This is a genomic window from Burkholderia sp. 572, from assembly GCF_040545135.1.
GTDB lineage: Bacteria > Pseudomonadota > Gammaproteobacteria > Burkholderiales > Burkholderiaceae > Burkholderia > Burkholderia cepacia.
In genome coordinates this window covers 250332-273145 of sequence record NZ_JBEPLH010000012.1, presented here as the reverse complement: position 1 = coordinate 273145, position 22814 = coordinate 250332, and the positions used below count along the sequence as shown (strand labels likewise).

The following is a 22814-nucleotide window of genomic DNA, read 5'->3' as shown; positions in this document are numbered from 1 at the left end:
CGGCGCCCGCCCGGCGGCACGCGTCACGCGGATTCGGAAGGCTGCGGCGCCTCGGCCGGCATCTCGGCGTCGCGGAACACGACGCTGACGAGCAGGCCGCCCGCGGCCGCGTCGCCGAGCGACACCGTCGCCCCCTGCTGCGCCGCCACGCGCTTGACGATCGCGAGCCCGAGCCCGCTGCCCGACACATCGGTGCGCGCCCGCGCGGAGCTGTCGCGGTAGAAACGGTCGAACACGCGCTCGCGCTCGTCGGCCGGGATGCCGGGCCCGCTGTCGCCGATCTGCACGCACGCGCGGCCGGCCGCGTCGCGGGTGAGCGACACGTCGATGCGGCCGCCGTCCGGCGTGTATTTCACCGCGTTGTCGAGCAGGTTGCCGAACATCACGCGCAGCGCGCCGACGTCCGCGACGACGCTCGCCGCGTGCGTCTCCTCGAAGCCGAGATCGATGTCGCGCCGCTGCGCGAGCGGCGCAAGCGCAGCCACGCATTCGGCGAGCAGTGCCTGCAGGTCGACGGGTTCGCGCATCGTCGCGCCGTCGGGTTCGGCGCGTGCCAGCGCGAGCAGTTGCTCCGTGAGACGCGTCGCGCGCGACACGCCATCCTGGAGATCCGCGACCGCCTCGCGACGCGATGCATCGTCCTTCGCGCGGGCGACGAGTTGCGCCTGGATCTGCACGGCCGCGAGCGGCGTGCGCAGTTCGTGCGCGGCGTCGGCCACGAACGCCTTCTGCGTGTCGAGCGCGGCCGACAGCCGCGCGAGCAGCCCGTTCAGCGCCCGCACGAGCGGCTGCACCTCGAGCGGCAGGCGCGCATCGGGCAGCGGATCGAGCGCTTCCGGCCGGCGCGCCTCGACGGCGCGCGTCACGCGGCCGAGCGGCGCGAGCCCGCGCCCGACGATCACCCACACGGCCGCGCCGAGGAACGGCAGCAGCACGATCAGCGGCCACAGCGTGCGCAGCGCGACGTTCGCCGCGAGCCGGTTGCGCACCGACAGCGGCTGCGCGAGCTGCACGACGTTGTCGCCGACGATCGCCCCGTACACGCGCCATTCGCCGCGATCGGTGCGCTCGGTCGAGAAACCGAGTTCCGCGCGCGGCGCGATCGGCGCACGCGGATGCGAGAAGTACATCAGCACGCCGTTGCGGTTCCAGATCTGGATCACGATGCCTTCGTCGCCGTTGGTACGCGAGCCGAATACCTGCGAGAACGGTTCCGACGGCAGCGCCGCGGCGATTTCCTGCAACTGGTAGTCGAACAGTTCGTTCGCCTCGGCGAGCGCCTGCCGGTAGATCAGCCAGCCCGCGATGCCCACGCCCGCGACGACGATCGCGAGCAGCCAGATCAGCAATTGATGACGAATCGACCTCACGCGTCAGCTTTCCTTGACGACCATGTAGCCAAGCCCGCGCACGTTGCGGATCAGGTCGGAGCCGAGCTTCTTGCGCAGCGCGTGGATGTAGACCTCGACCGTGTTGCTGCCGATCTCCTCGCCCCAGCCGTACATCTTCTCCTCGAGCTGGCTCTTCGACAGCACCGCGCCGGGCCGCGCGAGCAGCGCCTCGAGCAGCGCGAACTCGCGCGCGGACAGCGCGACGGGCGCGCCGTCGAGCGTCACCTGGTGCGAGGCGGGATCGAGCGTCAGCGCGCCGTGGCGGATCAGCGATTCGCTGCGCCCCGCCTGGCGGCGGATCAGCGCGCGCATTCGCGCGCCGAGCTCGTCGAGGTCGAACGGCTTGACGAGGTAGTCGTCGGCGCCCGCGTCGAGGCCCTTCACGCGATCGGCCACCGCATCGCGCGCGGTGACGATCAGCACCGGCAGCGCCAGCCCGCGCGCGCGCAGCGTGCGCAGCACGTCGATGCCGTCGCGCTTCGGCAGCCCGAGATCGAGCAGCAGCAGGTCGTACGTCTCGCCGCCGAGCGCCGTCAGTGCGGCGTCGCCGTCCTGCACCCAGTCGACTGCAAAGCCGTCCGAGCGCAGCGCCTTGCGCACGCCTTCGGCAATCATTCGATCATCTTCGACAAGCAGAATCCGCATCGGGACAGGCATCCATGGGGCGAGTCAAACACGCCGACCATTGTAGCGCCGCGAACCCGGCGCGCGGCACCGTGCAATGCAACAGAAAGGCGGATTGCAAGGGGGCTGTCCGGACTTGTCTCTACAATGTGCGCTTTGGCGCCGCGCGCGCCCTGCCCGAACGTCGTGCTTTCCCCGTATTCGCTCATGCCGATTTCCGATCTTTCCAACCGGTTCGCCCCCCGCGCCCGCGTCTGCCTGCGGGCGGCCGCCATCGTCGCCACCTGCACGGCCCTCGCCTTCGCGCCTGCCGCGCAGGCCCGCAAGAAATCCCACAAGGAAGCGCGCAAGACCACGGTCGTGTCGCCGGCCGCGCGCGCGGCCGGCCTGCCGGCATCCGTGCTCGTCGCGCTGCAGCGCGCGAAGGTGCCGGCGTCGGCGATGAGCGTCGTCGTCGAGCGCGTCGGCGATCCGGAACCGCTGATCGCGTGGAATGCGAGCCGGCCGATGCTGCCCGCCTCGACGATGAAGCTCGTGACGACCTTCTCGGGCCTGTCGATCCTCGGCCCCGACTACCGCTGGCGCACGACCGCGTACACGGACGGCACGGTCGACCCCGACGGCACGCTGCAGGGCAACCTGTACATCAAGGGCACCGGCGATCCGAAGCTCGTACCCGAAGAGCTGATCGACCTCGTCGACAAGCTCCGCAAGGCCGGCGTCAAGCGCGTGGCCGGCGGCCTCGTGCTCGACAAGAGCTACTTCGCGGCGTCGACGCGCGATCTCCCTTCGTTCGACGACGATGCGAGCGCGCCGTACAACGTCGGCCCCGATCCGCTGCTGTACGCGTTCAAGGCCGTGTCGTTCACCGTCACGCCGGGCGACGACGGCAAGGTGGCCGTCGACGTGCTGCCGCCGCTCGCGGACCTGTCGATCGACAACCAGCTGGTCGAAGGCTCGGGCTCGTGCAGCGCGGCCGCCGCGGCCGCGCGGCCGACGCTGACGGCCGGCAGCGGGATCATGACCGCTTCGTTCGCCGGCGACTACCCGCTGCGTTGCGGCGCGCACACGACCAACCTCGCGATCCTCGATCACACGACGTTCTTCGCCCGCGGTTTCCTCGCGCTGTGGCAGCAGGACGGCGGCACGATCGCGGGGCCCGTGAGCGAAGGCAAGGTGCCGACCACCGCGCGGCCGCTCGCCGTGCATCACAGCCCGGTGCTCGGCAGCATCGTCTACGACATCAACAAGTTCAGCAACAACGTGATGGCGCGCAACCTGTTCCTGACGATCGGCGCGGTCGGCGGCAGGCCGCCCGCGACGCCCGAGCAGTCGAGCCGCGTGATCCAGGCGTTCCTGCAGAAGAACGGCATCGCGATGCCCGACCTCGCGCTCGAAAACGGCTCGGGCCTGTCGCGCGAAGAGCATGTGAGCGCGCTGTCGCTCGCCGCGCTGCTGCAGGCCGCGAACGCGAGCCCCGTCGCGCAGGCCTTCATCGATTCGCTGCCGATCGCGGGCATCGACGGCACGATGAAGAACCGCCTCACCAACGCCGGCGTGCTCGGCAACGCGCACATCAAGACCGGCACGCTGCGCGACGTGCGCGCGATCGCCGGCTACGTTGCCGGCGCCGACGGCCAGAGCTACATCGTCGTCAGTTTCATCAACAACGATCACGCGGAAGCCGCACGCGCCGCGCACGACACGCTGCTCGAATGGATCTACGCCGGCGCGCAATGACGATCCGCGCGCCGCGGCTTGGCGCGGCGCCGCCGGCCGCCGGCCGCCGGCCCGCGCCGGCTTGCACCGGCCACGGGGCCGCACCGCGCAGCGGGTCGCCCCCGACGGACAATCGGGGCGGCCCGCAAACGCCCCCGCGCACGGAATCCCGCCCTCCCCGGTTTGAAACGGCAGCCGCCGCCCGCGCGCGACACACCGCGCACCGATCGCCCCCACAAAACAGGGCCACACCGCCCGGCCCCGTGCCGCGCGGCTTCCGTAGAAACCCTGTCCTCAGAGGGAACCCTCTACGCTGCCCCCTCGCCTAGCGCGTGGCGATTGCGTAGGCTGTTGGCCTGACCGATATCTACAACGGGCCATACGCCCGGCCTCAAGGCTTGCAGGGGAAAGAAGGAGACACGCCCATGCGATTCGACGTCGAATTGCTTCTGCTCGCGCTGGCGCCCGTCTTCCTGCTCTGCATCGCGTGGGAGGCCTGGCACCTCGCCCGCACCCGTGCGCAGGACTCTGTCTATGCGTGGCGCGACACGCTGTGCAACGCGGCGCTCGCGCTGATGCACCAGGGCGCCGACAAGATCGCATGGCTGTTCGTGATCCCCGTCTACGCGTATTGCTACCGGCACTACCGCCTGTTCACGTGGCACGACGGCTGGCTGTCGTTCGCGGTGCTGTTCGTCGCGCAGGATTTCCTCTACTACGTGTTCCATCGTGCGAGCCATCGCGTGCGCTGGCTGTGGGCCGCGCACGTCGTGCATCACTCGTCCGAGCGGATGAATTTCTCGACCGCGTTCCGCCAGAGCCTGATGTACCCCGTCGCGGGCATGTGGGTGTTCTGGCTGCCGCTCGCGTTCGCCGGCTTTCCGCCGCAGCAGGTCGTCGGCATCGTGCTGATCAACCTCGCGTTCCAGTTCTTCGTGCACACGCAGGCGATCGGCAAGCTCGGCTGGCTCGAATACGTGCTGAACACGCCGTCGATCCACCGTGCGCACCATGCGCGCAATCCGCGCTACATCGACCGCAATTACGCAGGCGTCCTTGTGATCTGGGATCGCCTGTTCGGGAGTTATGTCGAGGAAACGCCCGACGATCCGCCGCGGTACGGGATCGTCGAGCGGCTCGGCTCGAACAACCCGCTCGTCGCGACGTTCCACGAGTGGATATCGATGGCCGGCGACGCATTGCGCGTCGACGGCTGGCGCAACAAGCTGCGCGCGATTTTCGGCCCGCCCGAATGGGCGAGCGCTTATCATGCGCAGATTGCCGAGGCCGCGAACCCCGATCCGCGCACCGTGCCGCTTGCGGCTGCGCGCGACCAATAAACCGTTTCAGCCAACGGCCGCCGCGCGGCCCGGAACCGAGCAGGCACGCGGCAGATGAGAAACACATCAGGCCATATCTACGAGGAGATCGAACGATGCAGACACAACAACACGCACCTTCCCGCACCCGGCAGCGCATGCTGCGCACCGCGCAGGTCGCGATCGCCGGCGCCGCGCTCGCGCTGCTCGCCGCATGCGGCGGCGGCGGTGACGACAACAACAACAGCGCGTCGAACACGCCGCCGTCGGGCGTGAAGATGCAGGTCGTGTCGTTCGGCGACAGCCTGTCCGACGCGGGCACCTACTCGCAGATCAAGCTCGGCTTCGGCGGCGGCCGCTTCACGACCAACCCGGGCCAGGTATGGACGCAGAACGTCGCGCAGTACTACGGCGACACGCTGCAGCCCGCGAACCAGGGCGGGTTCGGCATTCCGCTGCAGGCCACCGGCGGTCTCGGCTACGCACAGGGCGGCTCGCGCGTGACGCTGCAGCCGGGCATCGGTCACGCGGACGCGAGCGTGCCGAACGCCGACTACGCGCAGGCCACCACGACGCCGATCGCCGACCAGGTCAAGCAATACCTGTCGCAGCACGGCAGCTTCAACGCCGGCCAGATCGTGCTGGTCAACGGCGGCGCGAACGACATCTTCTACCAGGCACAGGTCGCGCAGGCGCAAGGCAACACGCCGGCCGCGCAACTCGCGGCGGCGCAGGCGATCGGCCTGGCCGCGCAGCAGCTCGGCGGCATCGTCCAGCAGATCGTCGCGGCTGGCGCGACGCACGTGTACGTGTCGAACGTGCCGGACATCGGCGGCACGCCGCTCGCGCTGCAGGGCGGCGCGCCGACGCAGGCCGCGTTCACGCAACTGTCGGGGCTGTTCAACAAGACGCTCGCCGGCACGCTGGCCGCGCTGAAGGTCGACACGACGAAGGTCGCGCTGCTCGACACGTTCACGTGGCAGGACGGCATCGCGGCGAACTACAAGGCGAACGGCTTCAGCGTGTCGAACACCGACACCGCCTGCAACCTGAAGGCGATGGTCCAGGCCGCCACGCAGTACGGCGTCGCGAACGCGACCGCATTCGGCTCGTCGCTGTTCTGCTCGCCGCAGACCTACACGGTCGCGAACGCGGACCAGACCTACATGTTCGCCGATACGGTCCACCCGACGACGCACCTGCACGCGCTGTTCGCGCAGTTCGTCGAACAGCAGATCGCGAAGTCGGGCGTCGGCAAGTAAGCCGCCGGCCACGCGCCCAAACAAAAACGCCCGACCGGTTCGCCGGTCGGGCGTTTTTTTCATTCCTGAATCAACCGTCGAACGTGTCAGTCGCGCGCTTCGAACGCGGCCGCCGCACGGCCGAGGCGATCGTTGACCGCGATCCATTCGACGGTCTCGGGCAGTTTCTCGACGAGGATGCGTGCGACCTGCGCGCGGTCGAGCGCGCGCAGCATCCCGTACAGGTCGCGTGCATACGCCTGCGGATCTTCCGGCGCCGCGACGAAATGCACGCCGTCGGCCTGCGCCCAGCGTCCCGCGCGCGACGCACGGGCGACGAGCGCGACACGCTCGCCATCGGCTTGCGCGGCCGCGAGCAGCGGCTCGAGCGCATCGAACGGCAGCAGCGCGAGCGGCGTGCGCGGCGCGTAATGCGCCTTCAGCGTGCCCGACGCGCGCGGCGCGGTCGCGTCGCTGCCGTCCGGCAGCTTCGGCGCGCGGCCGAGCACGTCGGCGATCTGCTGCGGCGTCACGTGGCCCGGGCGCAGCAGCGCCGGGAAACCGCGCGACAGGTCGAGAATCGTCGATTCGATGCCGACTTCGGACGCGCCGCCGTCGAGCACGTGCACGGTGTCGCCGAATTCGTCGCGTACGTGTTGCGCGGTGGTCGGGCTCACATGGCCGAACCGGTTCGCGGACGGCGCGGCCACGCCGCCATGCCCGCCGCGCCGCGCGCTGAACGCGGCCAGCAGCGCCTGTGCGACCGGATGCGACGGGCAGCGCAGCCCGACCGAATCCTGGCCGCCGCTCACGGCGTCCGGAATGCGCGCATGACGCTTCAGGATCAACGTCAGCGGGCCCGGCCAGAATGCATCGATCAACGCCTGCGCATCGGCCGGCAGATCGTCGGCCCAGTAACCGGGATCGCCACCCGGCGGCAGGTGCACGATCACCGGATGATTCGCCGGCCGCCCTTTCGCCGCGTAGATGCGCGCGACGGCCTCGGGATTCGCCGCGTCGGCGCCGAGCCCGTAGACGGTTTCGGTCGGAAAGGCGACGAGCTGGCCCGCGTCGAGCAACGCGGCGGCCGCGTCGATCTGCGCGGCCGTCACGGTGTTCGGGAGATCGATGGACATCGGCCGGCGCCTCAGTCGAGCGGCACGCGCAGCAGCTGCGCGCACGCGGTGGCCGCGGCGACGGCTTCGTCGCGCGTTTCGGCCGTGAAGTTCACGTGGCCCATCTTGCGGCCGACGCGCGCGTCCTCCTTGCCGTACAGGTGCAGGTGCGCGGCCGGCATCGCGGCGACCGTGTCCCACGGCGGCGTGACGGCATCAGCCGTCGCACCTGCCGGGAACCACACGTCGCCGAGGATGTTCAGCATCGCGGCCGGCGAATGCTGGCGCGGGTTGCCGAGCGGCATGCGCGTCATCGCGCGCACCTGCTGCTCGAACTGGCTCGTTGCGCACGCATCGACCGTGTAGTGGCCGGAGTTGTGCGGGCGCGGCGCCATCTCGTTCGCGACGAACGAACCGTCTTCCAGCACGAAGAATTCAACGCACAGCACGCCGACGTAGCCGAGCGTATCGGCGATCCGCACGGCGGCCTGCTGCGCCTCTTCGACGCGCGCGGCATCGGCGGCCGGCGCGGGCACGACCGTCAGCGCGAGGATGCCGTTGTGATGCACGTTCTGCGCGAGCGGGAACGCGGCCGAGCGGCCGTCCGCGCCGCGCGCGATCAGCGCCGACACTTCGTATTTCAGCGGCAGGCGCTTCTCGAGCACGCACGGCACGCCGTTCAGCGCCGCATGCGCATCGCGCGCTTCCTGCGCGGTACTCACGCGCACCTGGCCCTTGCCGTCGTAGCCGAGGCGCGCCGTCTTCAGGATGCCCGGCAGCACCGCGTCGAGCGCGGCATCGTCGAGCGCGGCGAGTGCCGCCGACGATTCGATCACGACGTGCGGCGCGACGGGCACGCCCGACGCCTCGATGAAGCGCTTCTCCGCGATCCGGTCCTGTGCGACCGCGACGCAGCGGCCGGCCGGCGCGACGAACGTCGTGCGCGCGAGGAAATCGAGGCTTGCGGCCGGCACGTTCTCGAACTCCGTCGACACCGCGTCGCACAGGTCGGCCAGTTCGGCGAGCGCGGCTTCGTCGTCATATGCGGCGCGCAGGTGGCGGTCGGCGACCGCGCCGGCGGGGCTCGTCGGATCGGGATCGAGCACGGCGACGCGATAGCCCATCGACTGGGCGGCAAAGCAGAACATGCGGCCGAGCTGGCCACCGCCGACCATGCCCAGCCACGCGCCGGGCAGGATCGGGGAAACGGAATCAGGAGTTGCGGTCATGTCAGTGGTCGGTCGCGGCGGAACGCGAAAATGCCCGCCGCAGTGGGAAAATCCGGCGCCGGCCGCGTCGTGCGGCCGCGCGCCATGCCGTCATTCCAGCGGCGGCAGCACCATCGCGTGCGCGGCTTCGTTCTGGCGCACGCGGAACGCGGCGAGCCGGTTCGCGTAGTCGGTCGACGTGCCGGACAGGATCGACACCGCGAACAGCGCGGCATTCGCGGCGCCGGCCTCGCCGATCGCGAACGTCGCGACGGGCACGCCCTTCGGCATCTGCACGATCGAGTGCAGCGAATCGACACCCTTCAGGTACTTGCTCGCGACCGGCACGCCGAGCACCGGCACCGTGGTCTTCGCGGCCAGCATGCCGGGCAGGTGCGCTGCGCCGCCGGCGCCCGCGATGATCGCGCGCAGCCCGCGCTCGCGCGCCTTCTCCGCATAGTCGAACATCTCGTCGGGCATCCGGTGCGCGGACACGACCTTCGCTTCGTAGGGCACGCCGAATTCCTGCAGGATGGCGACCGCGTGCTTCATCACGTCCCAGTCGGAACTCGAACCCATCAGCACGCCGACGAGCGGCGCGCTGTGCGTGTGGGCAGTCTGGATTTCGCTCATGTCGTATGTACCTCGATCAGGCGAGCGCCTGGCCGGTGATGCGCTCGAGCGCTTCCTGGTACTTCGCGGCCGTCTTCTCGACGACGTCGGCCGGCAGCGCCGGCGCCGGCGCCGTCTTGCCCCACGGCTGCGCCTCGAGCCAGTCGCGCACGAACTGCTTGTCGAACGACGGCGGGTTGGTGCCGACCTCGTACTGGTCGGCCGGCCAGAAGCGCGACGAATCGGCGGTCAGCACTTCGTCCATCAGGTACAGCTTGCCGTGGTTGTCGAGGCCGAATTCGAACTTCGTGTCGGCGATGATGATGCCGCGCGTCGCCGCGTAGTCGGCCGCTTCCTTGTACAGCTTGATCGAGATGTCGCGAATGGTGGCGGCCAGCTCGGTGCCGATGCGGCGCTCGGTTTCCTCGAACGTGATGTTCTCGTCGTGCTCGCCCATCTCGGCCTTTGCGGCCGGCGTGAAGATCGGCTCGGGCAGCTTCTGCGCGTTCTGCAGGCCTTCCGGCAGCTGCACGCCGCACACGGCGCCCGACGCCTGGTATTCCTTCCAGCCGCTGCCGGCCAGGTAGCCGCGCACGACCGCTTCGATCATGATCGGCTCGAGGCGCTTGACGACCACGCCGCGGCCCTTCACCTGCTCGACCTCGTCGGCCGCGACGACCGCTTCCGGCGCGTCGCCCGTCAGGTGGTTCGGCACGATGTGCGCGAGCTTGTCGAACCAGAAGTTCGCCATCTGGTTCAGCACGCGGCCCTTGTTCGGAATCGGCTCGCCCATCACCACGTCGAATGCCGACAGGCGGTCGGTCGTGACGATCAGGAGCTTGTCGTTGCCGACCGCGTAGTTATCGCGGACCTTGCCGCGACCGAGGAGCGGCAGCGAGCGGAGCGTGGATTCGTAAAGGGTAGACATCGTCTTTTCGCAGATAAGGAGCCAAACAAAAAGGGAAACGCCGTTCCCCGCGGCAGGCGGGAACGGCGGTCTTGCAATACGTCGGCGAACCGGCGGGCGACGGCGCCCGGCGGTTGCCGGCCGGCCCTTGTTCGGCCGGACGGAGCGGCTACCGGGGCCGGATCGGATCCGGCAACCGGGCGGCCAGCCCTTGCCCGGCGGCAGTACCGGGCGGGGGCAATCGTACTACAGTCTCAGCGCACGACCTGCGCGAGCGCGCCGGACTTGTACTGCTCGGCGATCTTGTCGAGCGACAGCGGCTTGATCTTGCCGGCCTGGCCTTCGCAGCCGAACGCGAGGTAGCGGTCGACGCAAACCTGCTTCGCCGCTTCGCGCGCGGGCTTCAGGTAGTCGCGCGGATCGAACTTGCCCGGGTTCTCGAACAGGTAGCGGCGGATCGCGCCGGTGATCGCGAGACGCAGGTCGGTGTCGATGTTGATCTTGCGCACGCCGTGCTTGATGCCTTCCTGGATTTCCTCGACCGGCACGCCGTAGGTTTCCTTCATGTCGCCGCCGAATTCGCGGATCTCGGCCAGCAGTTCCTGCGGCACCGACGACGAACCGTGCATCACGAGGTGGGTGTTCGGAATGCGCGCGTGGATTTCCTTGATGCGCTGGATCGACAGGATGTCGCCCGTCGGCTTCTTCGAGAACTTGTACGCGCCGTGCGACGTGCCGATCGCGATCGCGAGCGCATCGCACTGCGTGAGCTTCACGAAATCGGCGGCCTGCTCCGGATCGGTCAGCAGCTGCTCGCGGGTCATCGTGCCTTCCGCGCCGTGGCCGTCTTCCTTGTCGCCCTTCATCGTCTCGAGCGAGCCGAGCACGCCGAGTTCGGCTTCGACCGTCACGCCGATCGAGTGCGCCATCTCGACGACCTTGCGCGACACGTCGACGTTGTACTCGTACGACGCGACCGTCTTGCCGTCGGCTTCCAGCGAACCGTCCATCATCACGCTGGTGAAGCCGCTGCGGATCGCGGCCGTGCAGACTGCCGGCGACTGGCCGTGATCCTGGTGCATCACGACCGGGATGTGCGGGTACGATTCGACCGCCGCTTCGATCAGGTGGCGCAGGAACGGCTCGCCCGCATACTTACGCGCGCCGGCCGATGCCTGCATGATCACGGGCGCGCCGACCTGGTCCGCCGCCGCCATGATCGCCTGGACCTGCTCCAGGTTGTTCACGTTGAAGGCCGGCAGGCCGTAACCGTGCTCTGCCGCGTGGTCCAGCAATTGACGCATTGATACGAGAGGCATTGTGGAACTCCTTGGAATGAAAACCGGTGCGCCCTGACGCCGGCGCGGCGCTCGCTCCCGTTCGAACCGGGGTGGCGCGGCGCGGCTGAGCGTCGAATAGCCGCATTTTATCGCGAAGCGCCTCCGATTCCGACCGCCCGGTGGCGCCGACTCGCAATTTGTTACGTTCGCACGGCACAATGCGGGCAAAAAAGAGAAAAAAAGCCGCGTGGGGCTTCGGACCCCACGCGGCTTTCGCGTATAAAACGGTGCCGGATCGATTTTTCAGCCGATCCGGCCGGCCGGCGCACTGGCCGGCGCGATGCTCAGTCGGTGCTCAATAGTGCTCGCCGACCCGCACGATCTTCAGCGTGTTGGTGCCGCCCGCCTGCCCCATCGGCTCGCCGACGGTCAGCACGACCATGTCGCCGTGCTGCACGTAGCCTTGCTTGACGACGATCTCGAGCGCCGCCTGCAGCGCCGAGTCGCGGTCGCTGTTGAAGTCGACGTGCAGCGGCGTCACGTTGCGGTACAGCGCCATCGTGCGCTCGCTGCCGACCCGCGGCGTCAGCGCGAAGATCGGCACGTGCGTGTAGTGACGCGACATCCACAGCGCGGTCGCGCCCGATTCGGTCAGCGCGATGATCGCCTTCGCGCCGAGGTGGTAAGCGGTGAACAGCGCGCCCATCGCGATCGACTGGTCGATCCGCGTGAACGTGCGGTCGAGGAAATCCTTGTCGAGCTCGACCTCTTCGGACTTCTCCGCCTCGACGCACACGGCCGCCATCGTCTCGATCGTGACGACCGGATACTTGCCGGCAGCCGTCTCGGCCGACAGCATCACCGCGTCGGTGCCGTCGAGCACCGCGTTCGCGACGTCCGACACTTCCGCGCGGGTCGGCACGGGCGCATGGATCATCGACTCCATCATCTGCGTCGCGGTGATCACGAGCTTGTTCGACTCGCGCGCCATCCGGATCATGCGCTTCTGCAGCGCCGGCACGGCCGCGTTGCCCACTTCCACCGCGAGGTCGCCGCGCGCGACCATGATGCCGTCGGACGCGTCGAGAATGCTCTGCAGCGCCGGAATCGCTTCCGCGCGCTCGATCTTCGCGATCATCTTCGGCTTGATGCCGTACGGCGCGCCCGCGATGTTCGCGAGCTGGCGCGCCATTTCCATGTCGGTCGCGTTCTTCGGGAACGACACCGCCACCAGGTCCGCGCCAAGCGACATCGCGGTGCGGATGTCTTCCATGTCCTTCGCGGTCAGCGCGGGAGCCGACAGGCCGCCGCCCTGGCGATTGATGCCCTTGTTGTTCGACAGCTCGCCGCCCACCTTGACGATCGTGTGGATCTCGTCGCCGAGCACGCGCTCGACGGTCAGCACGATCAGGCCGTCGTTCAGCAGCAGCAGGTCGCCCGGCTTCAGGTCGCGCGGCAGTTCCTTGTAGTCGAGCCCGACGCGCTCGTCGTTGCCGAGCTCGCAACCGGCATCGAGGATGAAGGGCTGCCCCGGCGTCAGCGTCGTCTTGCCGTTCTCGAACTTGCCGACGCGGATCTTCGGGCCCTGGAGGTCGGCCATGATCGCGATCTCGCGGCCGACCTTGCGGGCGGCCTCGCGCACCATCTCGGCGCGCTGGCGGTGATCGTCGGCCGTGCCGTGCGAAAAATTGAGCCGCACGACGTCGAGGCCCGCCTGCATCATCTGCAGCAGAATCTCCGGCGAACTGGAAGCCGGGCCGATCGTGGCGACTATCTTGGTGGCGCGCTGCATGAAACTCCTCATCTGGATCAAGGTGGATGCGCTGGGTGAAACGCTGCGAGAGCCGGAAGCGGCGGGCCCAGCGGCGGCCGTTCCGGGGGGCGTGCCGGTGCTTGCGCCCGGCATCGCTTTGTTCTGAATCTCGTGGTGCTGCTCGGCCGCGTCGCCAGCGGCCGCCGGTGCGCGCGGGGCGGTGTTCGCCCGCGCGGGCGCGCGTTTGCGCTTGCCCGCGCCGGCCGTCTGCTCCGCTTTCGCGGAGCGCGCGGCCTTCATCACCCCTGCGCGCGCCGCCACGCTCAGGCCGCCCGCGTTTCGAGCACTTCCACCGCCGGCAGCTTCTTCCCCTCGAGGAACTCGAGGAAGGCGCCGCCGCCCGTCGAGATGTAGCTGACCTGGTCGTGGATGCCGTACTTCGCGATGGCCGCGAGCGTGTCGCCGCCGCCCGCGATCGAGAACGCGGACGATTTGGCGATCGCTTCCGCGAGCGTCTTGGTGCCGTTGCCGAACTGGTCGAACTCGAACACGCCGACCGGGCCGTTCCACACGATCGTGCCGGCCTTCTCGAGCTGGCTCGCGAGCGCCTTCGCCGTATCGGGGCCGATGTCGAGGATCATGTCGTCCGCTTCGATGTCGGCGACCTGCTTCACCGTGGCCACGGCCGTCGGCGAGAATTCCTTGGCCGTCACGACGTCGGTCGGGATCGGCACCGACGCGCCGCGCTCGCGCGCTTCGTCGATGATCGCCTTCGCCTCGGCGACGAGGTCGGCTTCCGCGAGCGACTTGCCGATCGACAGGCCGGCCGCGAGCATGAACGTGTTCGCGATGCCGCCGCCGACGATCAGCTGGTCGACCTTGCCGGCCAGCGACTTCAGGATGGTGAGCTTGGTCGACACCTTCGAGCCGGCGACGATCGCCACCAGCGGGCGGGCCGGGTTGCCGAGCGCCTTGCCGAGCGCGTCGAGTTCGGCGGCCAGCAGCGGGCCCGCGCACGCGACCGGCGCGTACTTCGCGATCCCGTGGGTGGTCGCTTCCGCGCGGTGCGCAGTGCCGAACGCGTCGTTCACGTACACGTCGCAGAGCTTCGCCATCTTCTGCGCGAGCTCGTCCGAATTCTTCTTCTCGCCCTTGTTCACGCGGCAGTTCTCGAGCAGCACGACCTGCCCCGGCGCGACGTTCACGCCGTTCTCGACCCAGTTCGAGACGAGCGGCACGTCACGGCCGAGCAGCTCGGCGAGGCGCTTCGCGACCGGCGCGAGCGAATCTTCCGGCTTGAATTCGCCTTCGGTCGGGCGGCCCAGGTGCGACGTGACCATCACGGCCGCGCCGGCGTCGAGCGCGGCCTGGATGGCCGGTACGGATGCGCGCACGCGCGTGTCCTCGGTGATGTTGCCCTGGTCGTCCTGCGGGACGTTCAGGTCGGCGCGGATGAATACCCGCTTGCCGGCGAGCTGGCCGGCGGCGATCAGGTCGGTAAGACGCTTGACTTGGCTCATGTTGAACAGATTGAAGTAGTGGATGGGGAAAGGGGGTTCACGCTGGACGTGCGCGGGCTGCCGCGAAAGGGCGCCGGATGCGGCCGTGGCTGGCGGTTCGCATGACGCGCACGGGAAAAAATCTCGAACGGGCATTCTAGCCGATCCACCTGGCAGACTGACCCGTGCGGCGGCGAATTCCGCCTATTTGGGATCGCGCGCGGGAACGGACACGTTGCCGCAACGCAGCAATGCACCTGCGCGAGCGGCCGGTGCCCGGCGGGCCTGAACGGCGGCTCATCAGAAGATCAGGCGCAGCGCGGTGAACACGAGCATCCCGACGACGATCGTGCCGAGCATGCTGCGGCGCCACAAAAACCAGCCGAGGCCGGCGAGCGACGCGTAAAACGGATGGTTGGACAGCGCGAACGACAGCCCGGCCGGCGTTTCGAGCACGTCGGGCAGCACGACGGCGACGAGCGCGGCGGCCGGCGCGTAGCGCAGCGCCCGCTGCGCGCGTTCGGGCAGCACGGTGCGCTCGCCGCCGATCAGGAACAGCGCACGCGTGACCGCCGTGACGATCGTCATCCCGATGATGACGATCCAGATCTCCGTCGCGCTCATTCGATCTCCTTCTCGTGCACGGTTTCGGTGCGGATGCGCCGCCAGTCGGCCCGTTCGACGAAGAAGTCGGCCGTGCAGCCGGCCGCGAGCGCGGCGAGCACCGCGAGCGGCAGCGCGAGCCGGTACGGCAGGTCGAACGCGACCAGCGACACGATGCCCGCGACCGCGACGGCCGCGAGCGTCGACCGGTTTGCGACCGCCGACACCATGATCGGGATCAGCGCGAGCGTGCCGGCCAGCTCCAGCCCCCAGCTCGCGGGGAAGAAGCTCGCGAGCAGGATGCCGGCGAGCGACGACACCTGCCACGACAGCCAGCTCGCGAGCGCCATCCCCCAGAAATACGCTTCCTTGCCGGGCACGCGACCGTAGGCGAAGCCCTGTTTCTGGAACAGCAGGTAGATCACGTCGCCGTTGAAATAGCCGATCGCCAGGCGCCGCCACAGCGGCAGGTAGGAGAAATGGGGCGCAAGCCCGGCGCTGAAGATCACGAAGCGCGTGTTGACCATCGCGGCCGTGAGCAGGATGGTCCAGATCGGCAGCTTCGCCGCGAGGAGCGGCAGCACCGCGAGCTGCGACGAGCCCGCGTAGACCAGCAGCGACATCGCGCTCGCCTGCGCGAGTGTCATGACCGACTTGCTCATCGCGATGCCGGTGACGAGCCCCCACGAGAGAATCGCCATCAGCGTCGGGGAATAGTCGCGCGCGCCCTGGATCAGCGCGAAGCGGTCGGTGGCGGACAATCGAGCGAGCATGGGAAGCGGGCCGCGGCGGGCGGTTCGTCGGGCCGCCGGCGCCTCCTGCCGGTACGACCCGTCGTTATTGGAATCGGTACCGGGCGATTATAGCGCCGGCCCCGCGCCGACCGACCGGATCGCCGGCAAATGACGCTAAAATAAGCGTCTTTCCGGCTCAACGCTGCATACAACCCGCTGTACAACTGCTTCCCAGGAGAATCCTATGTCAATGGCCGACCGCGACGGCAAGATCTGGATGGACGGCAAGCTGATCGACTGGCGCGACGCCAAGATCCACGTCCTGACCCATACGCTGCACTACGGCATGGGTGTCTTCGAGGGCGTGCGCGCGTACAAGTCGGCTGACGGCAGCACCGCGATCTTCCGCCTGTACGAGCACACGAAACGTCTGCTGAATTCGGCGAAGATCTTCCAGATGGACGTGCCGTTCGACCGGGAAACGCTCGAAGCCGCGCAGCTGGAAGTCGTGCGCGAGAACAAGCTCGAGTCGTGCTACCTGCGCCCGATCATCTGGGTCGGCTCGGAAAAGCTCGGCGTGGCCGCGAAGGGCAACACGATCCACGTCGCGATCGCCGCATGGCCGTGGGGCGCGTACCTCGGCGAGGAAGGCCTCGCGAAGGGCATCCGCGTGAAGACGTCGTCGTTCACGCGCCACCACGTGAACGTGTCGATGGTCCGCGCGAAGGCCTCTGGCTGGTACGTGAACTCGATCCTGGCGAACCAGGAAGCAACGGCCGACGGCTACGACGAGGCGCTGCTGCTCGACGTCGACGGCTACGTGTCGGAAGGCTCCGGCGAAAACTTCTTCCTCGTGAACAACGGCAAGCTGTACACGCCCGACCTGTCGTCGTGCCTCGACGGCATCACGCGCGACACGGTCATCACGCTCGCGAAGGACGCCGGCATCGAGGTGATCGAGAAGCGCATCACGCGCGACGAGGTCTACACGGCCGACGAGGCGTTCTTCACCGGCACGGCCGCCGAAGTCACGCCGATCCGCGAGCTCGACAACCGCACGATCGGCAGCGGCGCGCGCGGCCCGGTCACGGAAAAGCTCCAGTCGGCGTTTTTCGATATCGTGTCGGGCAAGAACGCGAAGTACGCGCACTGGCTGACGAAGGTCTGAGCGCGCCGCGCCACCGACCGCCCCACAAAAGAGTGATAAGAGAAAGTCTCATGAGTGAAATCAAGGAAATGCCGCTGGTCGAGCTGACGGCCAAGGATCTTCCCGCGTACTGCCCGAACCCGGCCATGGCGCGCTGGAGCGCGCACCCGCGCGTCTTCATCGACGTCTCGCACGGCGAAGCACGCTGCCCGTACTGCGGCACGCGCTACAAGCTGCGCGACGGCGAGGTCGTCAAGGGCCACTGAGCCCCGGCGGCCGGGCCTGCAGGCTTGCAGGCCCGCCGACCCAAGGCGGCGCAGCCGGGCTTCCGGCGCGCCGCCGTTCTCCATTCTGGCAACCCGAACGCGGCGCCTGGGCGCCGCGCTTCATCAAGACATCGGAAGTCGACCTGATGCGTCGAGCGCTGGTTATCGCACCGAACTGGATCGGTGACGCATTGATGGCGCAGCCGCTTTTTGCGCTGCTGAAAAAGCTCCATCCCCGCATCGCGATCGATGCCGTCGCACCCTCGTGGGTCGCGCCCGTGCTCGAGCGGATGCCCGAGATCCACGATGTCTACGCGACCGATCTCGCGCACGGCAAGCTGCAGCTGCTGCGCCGCTGGCAGCTCGCGAGCGACCTGCGCGACGTCGGCTACGACGCGGCGTACGTACTGCCGAATTCGCTGAAATCCGCGGTGATCCCGTGGCTCGCGAACATCCCGCTGCGGATCGGCTACACGGGCGAGCACCGCTACGGGCTGCTGAACGTGCGGCACGCGAACCCGACCAAGTCGGGCGAGCGGCCGCCGATGACGACCCACTACGCGGCGCTCGCGTACGCGCCGGGCGCGAAGCTGCCCGAGTCGATGAAGACGCTGCCCGCGCCGCGCCTCGACGCGGACCTGAACGAGACGGCGCGCGTGTCCGCGCGCTTCAACCTCGACACCCGCAAGCCGCTCGTCGTGTTCTGCCCCGGCGCGGAATACGGCCCGGCCAAGCGCTGGCCGCCCGAGCACTTCGCGTCGCTCGCCACCATCGTCCACCAGTCGTTCCCGTACACGCAGATCGTCGCGCTCGGCTCGCAGAAGGACGCCGCGGCCGCGCAGGCGATCGCCGACCACGCGCCGAACGTGCGCAACCTGTGCGGGCAGACGTCGCTGTCGGAGGCATGCGCGCTGATCGCGCGCGCGAACGCGGTGGTCACCAACGATTCGGGGCTGATGCACGTCGCCGCCGCGCTGCGCCGGCCGCTCGTCGCGCTGTACGGCTCGACGGATCCGCGCCACACCCCTCCGCTGTCGGACCTGGCGAAGGTACAATGGCTCCATCTCGAATGCAGTCCCTGCTTCGAACGCGAGTGCCCGCTCGGCCACCTGAAGTGCCTGCGCGAACTCGGTCCCGAGCAGGTATTCGGCGATTTGCGCGGCATGCTCGTCGGGCAGCGCTGACCCTGGCCGGCAGCGTCGCACGACGCGCCGGGCAATCCGATTCACCGGTGTACGGCGGCTCCATCCGGGCCGCCGTGCTGAATACGGCGCGCGACGCGCGCGAGAGATAACCCCGATGCCACGTTTTGCCCGCCTCTTCGAAGCCGCCGCCGATACGCTGAACGCTTACTACCAAGCCGTCGCCGATGCCAATCTCGACGCGCTGCTGGGTTTGTGGATCGACGAGGATTTCGCCAGCTGCGTATGGGCGGACGGCGAGCATCTGCACGGCCTCGACCAGATCCGCAGCGGGCTCGCCAACCGGCTCGCCACGCGCCCCGTGACGATCGAGCCGCTCGACATCCGTGTGTACGACAGCCTCGGCACGGTCGTCTATACGATCGCCGAAGCGCATCAGCAGGCCGACCTGACGGCCGAACCCGACATGGTTTTCGCCACGTACGTGATGATTCACGAGCGCGGCGAGTGGCGCATCGCGCATATTCACGCGAGCCCGATTCCCGAACAGGCGGCCGGACAATTCGCCGCGAAGATCCGTCACGGGCAGGGTCCGCTGCACTGACGAAGAACGAAGCAACGCATTAGCGGGGCGATCATGAGTACGGCTTCTCCGCCCACCTCGCCGCTGACCGGGGCCCCGGCCCCCAACGACGATTCATTGCGCTATCGCGCACCGCGCTGGCTGCCGAACAGCCATGCCCAGACCATCGTGCCCGCGCTGTTCGCACGGCGCCCGGCCGTCGCTTACCGACGAGAGCGATGGGAAACCCCCGACCACGATTTCATCGATCTCGACTGGGTCGCGCATCTCGACAGCGCGGCGCCGCCGCCCGATGCGCCGCTGTTCGTGCTGTTCCACGGCCTCGAAGGCAGCTCGGGCTCGCACTACGCGCTCGCGATGATGGCCGCCGCGCGCGCGAAGCGCTGGCACGCGGTCGTCCCGCACTTTCGCAGTTGCAGCGGCGAGATCAACCGCCAGCCGCGCTTCTACCATCTCGCCGACAGCGCCGAAGTCGACTGGATCCTGCGCCGGCTCGCCACGCAGCATCGCGGGCCGCTGGTTGCGGCCGGCGTGTCGCTCGGCGGCAACGTGCTGCTGCGCTGGCTCGGCGAGCATCGCAGCGACACGTCGATCCTGCGGGCGGCCGCCGCGATCTCGACGCCGATCGACGTGCACGCGGGCGGGCGCGCGCTGTCGCAAGGCTTCGCGATGGTCTACACGCGCAGCTTCCTGAAGACGCTCAAGCGCAAGGCGCTCGCGAAGCTCGACCAGTATCCGGGGTTGTTCGACCGTGAAGCGATGCTGCAGGCCGTGACGATGCGCGACTTCGACGAGGTCGTGACCGCCCCGCTGCACGGTTTCGCGGACGCGGACGACTACTGGACGAAGGCGACGACCCGGCCGCTGCTGCCCGCGATCGACGTGCCGACGCTGATCCTCAACGCCCGCAACGACCCGTTCCTGCCCGAGTCCGCGCTGCCGGGCCCGGCCGACGTATCGCCGGCCGTCGAGCTCGACCAGCCCGCGGACGGCGGACACGCGGGGTTCATGACCGGGCCGTTCCCCGGCCGTCTCGACTGGCTGTCGGCGCGGGTGTTCGGCTATTGCTCCAAATTCGTCGACCATGGATGACATCGTCAGGCAGGCCCTCGCCAAATGGCCGAACGTGCCGCACTGTACCGGCTGGCTGCTGCTCGACCGGCGCGGCGAATGGCGGCTGCGCGACGACGCGGCCCAGGCGGCCGGCGAGCTCGGCTCGCCGATCCGGCATGCGGCGCTGAACGCGTTCATCGGCCGCAACTACGAATGCGACGCGCAGGGCCAGTGGTTCTTCCAGAACGGACCTCAGCGCGTGTACGTCGAGCTTGCCTATACGCCGTGGGTCGTCCGCCTGGCCGAACGCGACGGGCAACTCGCGCTCACCGACCAGACCGGTACGCCGTTCGAACCGGACGAAGCATGGCTCGACGACGCGGGCGGCGTACTGTTTCGCTCGGCCGGCACGGCGCCGCGCCTCGCGGCGCTGCACGATCACGATCTCGGGCTGTTCGCCGATCACGCGGATTTCGATGCCGCACCGCCGGTACTGCGCTGGCGCGACGGCCGCACGCTGCCGCTCGGCAGCATCGTCTGCGCGGACGTGCCTGCACGGTTCGGCTACGTCGCCAGCCCGGCACGACAGGCCCGCGACGCGGCCGGCGGCGACGCCTGACCCGCAGCGGCTTCGCGCGCGCCCGGCGCGCGCCGGACGCTACCCGCGGCCGTTCTTCTCGTCGTCGCGCTCTTCCTTGTAGCGCGCCTCGAATTCCAGCAGCCGTGCACCGATCATCGACTGCTCGTAGAACGAGACATCCTTCGCGTCGCGCGCTTCCTTCAACTGACGAATCGCCGACGGCCACGCGCCGTCGAGCGCAAGCTTCTCCGCGAGCGCGCGGCGCCGCGCCAGCACGTCGCCCTTGCCGTCGCTCGCCTTCGCGAGATAGTCCCACCAGTCCGGCTGCTCGGGGTCGGCCTTCGCCTGCGCGCGCGCCTGCGCCTGCGCGTCGGCGAAACGGCGCGCCGCGATCAGTACCTGAAGATGCTCGACGATCGCCGCGTGCGACGCCGGCCAGCGCCGCTGCGCGAGCGCCGCGAGCCGCACCGCTTCGTCGGCGCGCCCCGCACGGCGCGCGATGTCGGCGGCCAGCACGTCGAGGCTCGGCGAACTCGTCGCCGGATCGTCCTCGCGCCGCTCGCGCGCGTCGAACGCCGTGCGTGCCGACGCGAGCGCCTTGCCGGCCGCGTCGTACTCGCCGAGCTGCGCGTTCGCGAGCGCGATGCCGTACCAGTTCGCCGCGACGTTCGGCGCCGTGCGATCGTCGATCTCGGACTGCATCCGGCGCGCTTCGGCCGCGATGTCGGTCGGCGCGCGGTTCTGCAGGACCCGCAATCGCGCGCGCACGAACCCGTATTCGGGCGACTGGCGCGGCTGCCGGTACGGGGCGCGGCGCGCGCGATCCTCCATGTCGGCGATCCGCTCGCCGGTCAGCGGGTGCGTGCGCGCATACGCGGGCACGCCCGCATCGCCCATCGACGCGCGATCGAGCCGCTCGAAGAAACCCGGCATCCCGTACGGGTCGTAGCCCGCGCCCGCGAGCAACTGGAAGCCGACGCGATCGGCCTCCCGCTCGGCCGAACGCGAGAAGCGCAGCTGGTTGTCCACCGCGTATGCCTGCCCGCCCATCGCGATCGCGCTGCCGAGGTCGCCGCTTCTCGCGAGCACGCCCGCCAGCACGCCGAGCAGCATCGTCGCGAGCGCCGTGTAGCCGGTCTTCTCGTTCGCGCCGATCATCCGCGCGATGTGCCGCTGCAGCACGTGCCCCATCTCGTGGCCGACCACCGACGCGAGTTCCGACTCCGTCTGCGTCGTGACGACGAGCCCGCTGTTGATCCCGATGAAGCCGCCCGGCATCGAGAACGCGTTGATCTGCGGATCGCGCACCGGGAACAGGTCGAAGTCCGGCGTGTAGCCGCCGATGAAGCGCGCGGCCGCCGCGGCCGCGAGCCGCGCCGCCATCGCATTCAGGTAGTCGCGCACGAGCCAGTCGTCGAGATAGTCGGGATCGCGCCGCACTTCGCGCATCACCCGCTCGCCGAGCCGGCGCTCGGCCTGCGGCGTCAGCGAACCGCCGGAGCCGTCGCCCAGGTCGGGCAGCTCGAGCGCGCGAAGCGGCGCGCGCAGGCTCGCGGCCGGTGCCGATGCGCCGCCCGCGTCGGAGAACCGGCTCTCCGCGCCGCCGTACGTACCGAATACGCCGGCCGCGATGCCGGACGGCACGGTGGAAATCGACCGGGCGCCGTCGGCCGCCGCTTCGAGCGGCGGTGCGGACGCACGCTGCGCATGGCCGCTCGGCGGCAACGCGAGCGCCACCGACAGCGACACGGCAAGCAACTGTTTGACACGCATGGCAGGATGAAAACGACGCCGTCCCGCGCGCCGGGCGCGCATCGCGGCGTTTGGTCTGAATATTCGGGTCATTGTACCGGCGCCGCGATGACTGTCCCGTGCCGCGGCGGTGCCATCTGCGCTCCGGCGACGCGAACGCCGCTGCTATGATAAGCGCCCGTTGAAGCGTTGCATCGGGTCGCGGAGCCGGTTTCGGATGCCGCGCGCTGCCCGATCGCGAAGCAGGATCGACGGACGTGCTCGTGCGAGCACGCCGTTCCACTGG

General features: G+C 69.2%; 23 protein-coding genes. 10 read left to right on the top strand and 13 right to left on the bottom strand.

What is annotated here, in order from left to right; all coding sequences use genetic code 11:
- Window positions 1–23 precede the first annotated feature (23 nt).
- The 3 genes from ABIC51_RS23970 to ABIC51_RS23960 are packed head-to-tail and all read right to left on the bottom strand — an operon-like array spanning window position 24 to window position 2224.
- Complete coding sequence (locus tag ABIC51_RS23970; RefSeq protein WP_059523396.1) at window positions 24–1370, bottom strand: ATP-binding protein; 1347 nt, start codon at window positions 1368–1370, stop codon at window positions 24–26.
- 3 nt (window positions 1371–1373) lie between these two features.
- Window positions 1374–2036, bottom strand: a complete 663-nt coding sequence (locus tag ABIC51_RS23965) for a response regulator (RefSeq protein WP_021164091.1) — start codon at window positions 2034–2036, stop codon at window positions 1374–1376.
- A complete protein-coding gene (locus ABIC51_RS23960) occupies window positions 2003–2224 on the bottom strand; it encodes a hypothetical protein (protein WP_162175317.1) in 222 nt (73 codons plus the stop codon). The genes ABIC51_RS23965 and ABIC51_RS23960 overlap by 34 nt, the downstream gene beginning before the upstream one ends.
- Here ABIC51_RS23960 and dacB point away from each other — a divergent pair.
- The 3 genes from dacB to ABIC51_RS23945 all read left to right on the top strand — a co-directional run bounded on the left by dacB (window position 2223) and on the right by ABIC51_RS23945 (window position 6315).
- Complete coding sequence (gene dacB, locus ABIC51_RS23955) at window positions 2223–3755, top strand: D-alanyl-D-alanine carboxypeptidase/D-alanyl-D-alanine endopeptidase (protein ID WP_175852476.1); 1533 nt, start codon at window positions 2223–2225, stop codon at window positions 3753–3755. The genes ABIC51_RS23960 and dacB overlap by 2 nt on opposite strands.
- 404 nt (window positions 3756–4159) lie before the next feature.
- Window positions 4160–5074, top strand: coding sequence for a sterol desaturase family protein (locus tag ABIC51_RS23950; RefSeq protein WP_060083072.1), 915 nt, complete (start codon window positions 4160–4162; stop codon window positions 5072–5074).
- A gap of 95 nt (window positions 5075–5169) precedes the next feature.
- Window positions 5170–6315 carry an SGNH/GDSL hydrolase family protein gene (locus tag ABIC51_RS23945; RefSeq protein WP_027789230.1) on the top strand — a complete coding sequence of 382 codons (1146 nt, stop codon included), beginning with the start codon at window positions 5170–5172 and terminating at the stop codon, window positions 6313–6315.
- An 86-nt stretch (window positions 6316–6401) separates the two neighbouring features.
- On the opposite strand, the gene ABIC51_RS23940 is transcribed toward ABIC51_RS23945, so the two are convergent.
- From ABIC51_RS23940 to pyk, 6 genes are all read right to left on the bottom strand, one after another.
- The gene (locus tag ABIC51_RS23940; RefSeq protein WP_027789229.1) at window positions 6402–7430 is read right to left on the bottom strand and encodes an L-threonylcarbamoyladenylate synthase; all 1029 of its coding nucleotides are present in this window, start codon (window positions 7428–7430) and stop codon (window positions 6402–6404) included.
- An 11-nt stretch (window positions 7431–7441) separates the two neighbouring features.
- Window positions 7442–8638 (bottom strand): 5-(carboxyamino)imidazole ribonucleotide synthase, encoded by a 1197-nt coding sequence (locus ABIC51_RS23935; RefSeq protein WP_060083073.1) that lies wholly within the window; start codon window positions 8636–8638, stop codon window positions 7442–7444.
- Window positions 8639–8728: 90 nt separating this feature from the next.
- On the bottom strand, window positions 8729–9250 hold the full coding sequence (purE, locus tag ABIC51_RS23930; RefSeq protein ID WP_021164114.1) for a 5-(carboxyamino)imidazole ribonucleotide mutase: 522 nt from the start codon (window positions 9248–9250) through the stop codon (window positions 8729–8731).
- A gap of 16 nt (window positions 9251–9266) precedes the next feature.
- A complete protein-coding gene (locus ABIC51_RS23925) occupies window positions 9267–10157 on the bottom strand; it encodes a phosphoribosylaminoimidazolesuccinocarboxamide synthase (protein ID WP_021164115.1) in 891 nt (296 codons plus the stop codon).
- Between the two features lie 233 nt (window positions 10158–10390).
- A complete protein-coding gene (fba, locus tag ABIC51_RS23920; protein WP_027789227.1) occupies window positions 10391–11455 on the bottom strand; it encodes a class II fructose-bisphosphate aldolase in 1065 nt (354 codons plus the stop codon).
- A 316-nt stretch (window positions 11456–11771) separates the two neighbouring features.
- Complete coding sequence (gene pyk, locus ABIC51_RS23915) at window positions 11772–13220, bottom strand: pyruvate kinase (protein WP_500966437.1); 1449 nt, start codon at window positions 13218–13220, stop codon at window positions 11772–11774.
- Here pyk and ABIC51_RS23910 point away from each other — a divergent pair.
- The gene (locus tag ABIC51_RS23910) at window positions 13207–13335 is read left to right on the top strand and encodes a hypothetical protein (protein WP_021164118.1); all 129 of its coding nucleotides are present in this window, start codon (window positions 13207–13209) and stop codon (window positions 13333–13335) included. The genes pyk and ABIC51_RS23910 overlap by 14 nt on opposite strands.
- A 157-nt stretch (window positions 13336–13492) precedes the next feature.
- Here ABIC51_RS23910 and ABIC51_RS23905 read toward each other — a convergent pair whose 3' ends face one another.
- The 3 genes from ABIC51_RS23905 to ABIC51_RS23895 all read right to left on the bottom strand — a co-directional run bounded on the left by ABIC51_RS23905 (window position 13493) and on the right by ABIC51_RS23895 (window position 16044).
- Window positions 13493–14689, bottom strand: a complete 1197-nt coding sequence (locus ABIC51_RS23905) for a phosphoglycerate kinase (protein WP_027789226.1) — start codon at window positions 14687–14689, stop codon at window positions 13493–13495.
- Between the two features lie 279 nt (window positions 14690–14968).
- The gene (locus ABIC51_RS23900; RefSeq protein ID WP_027789225.1) at window positions 14969–15292 is read right to left on the bottom strand and encodes an AzlD domain-containing protein; all 324 of its coding nucleotides are present in this window, start codon (window positions 15290–15292) and stop codon (window positions 14969–14971) included.
- On the bottom strand, window positions 15289–16044 hold the full coding sequence (locus ABIC51_RS23895; protein ID WP_027789224.1) for an AzlC family ABC transporter permease: 756 nt from the start codon (window positions 16042–16044) through the stop codon (window positions 15289–15291). The genes ABIC51_RS23900 and ABIC51_RS23895 overlap by 4 nt, the downstream gene beginning before the upstream one ends.
- A 205-nt stretch (window positions 16045–16249) precedes the next feature.
- On the opposite strand from ABIC51_RS23895, the gene ABIC51_RS23890 reads away from it, so the two are divergent.
- The 6 genes from ABIC51_RS23890 (at window position 16250) to ABIC51_RS23865 (ending at window position 20815) form a co-directional block, all read left to right on the top strand.
- Window positions 16250–17173, top strand: coding sequence for a branched-chain amino acid transaminase (locus ABIC51_RS23890; protein WP_011353071.1), 924 nt, complete (start codon window positions 16250–16252; stop codon window positions 17171–17173).
- A 50-nt stretch (window positions 17174–17223) separates the two neighbouring features.
- Window positions 17224–17418, top strand: a complete 195-nt coding sequence (locus ABIC51_RS23885) for a zinc-finger domain-containing protein (protein WP_006749970.1) — start codon at window positions 17224–17226, stop codon at window positions 17416–17418.
- Window positions 17419–17564: 146 nt separating this feature from the next.
- Window positions 17565–18602, top strand: coding sequence for a lipopolysaccharide heptosyltransferase II (gene waaF / locus ABIC51_RS23880; RefSeq protein WP_027785312.1), 1038 nt, complete (start codon window positions 17565–17567; stop codon window positions 18600–18602).
- A gap of 115 nt (window positions 18603–18717) precedes the next feature.
- A complete protein-coding gene (locus ABIC51_RS23875; protein ID WP_006749968.1) occupies window positions 18718–19164 on the top strand; it encodes a nuclear transport factor 2 family protein in 447 nt (148 codons plus the stop codon).
- Window positions 19165–19197: 33 nt separating this feature from the next.
- A complete protein-coding gene (locus ABIC51_RS23870; RefSeq protein ID WP_027789223.1) occupies window positions 19198–20235 on the top strand; it encodes a hydrolase in 1038 nt (345 codons plus the stop codon).
- Window positions 20228–20815, top strand: coding sequence for a DUF2946 family protein (locus ABIC51_RS23865; RefSeq protein WP_175852475.1), 588 nt, complete (start codon window positions 20228–20230; stop codon window positions 20813–20815). The genes ABIC51_RS23870 and ABIC51_RS23865 overlap by 8 nt, the downstream gene beginning before the upstream one ends.
- Window positions 20816–20854: 39 nt before the next feature.
- Here the strand turns inward: ABIC51_RS23865 and ABIC51_RS23860 are convergent, their stop codons facing one another.
- Entirely contained in the window at window positions 20855–22549 is a 1695-nt protein-coding gene (locus ABIC51_RS23860; protein ID WP_175852474.1) for a M48 family metalloprotease, read from the bottom strand.
- Window positions 22550–22814 lie beyond the last annotated feature (265 nt).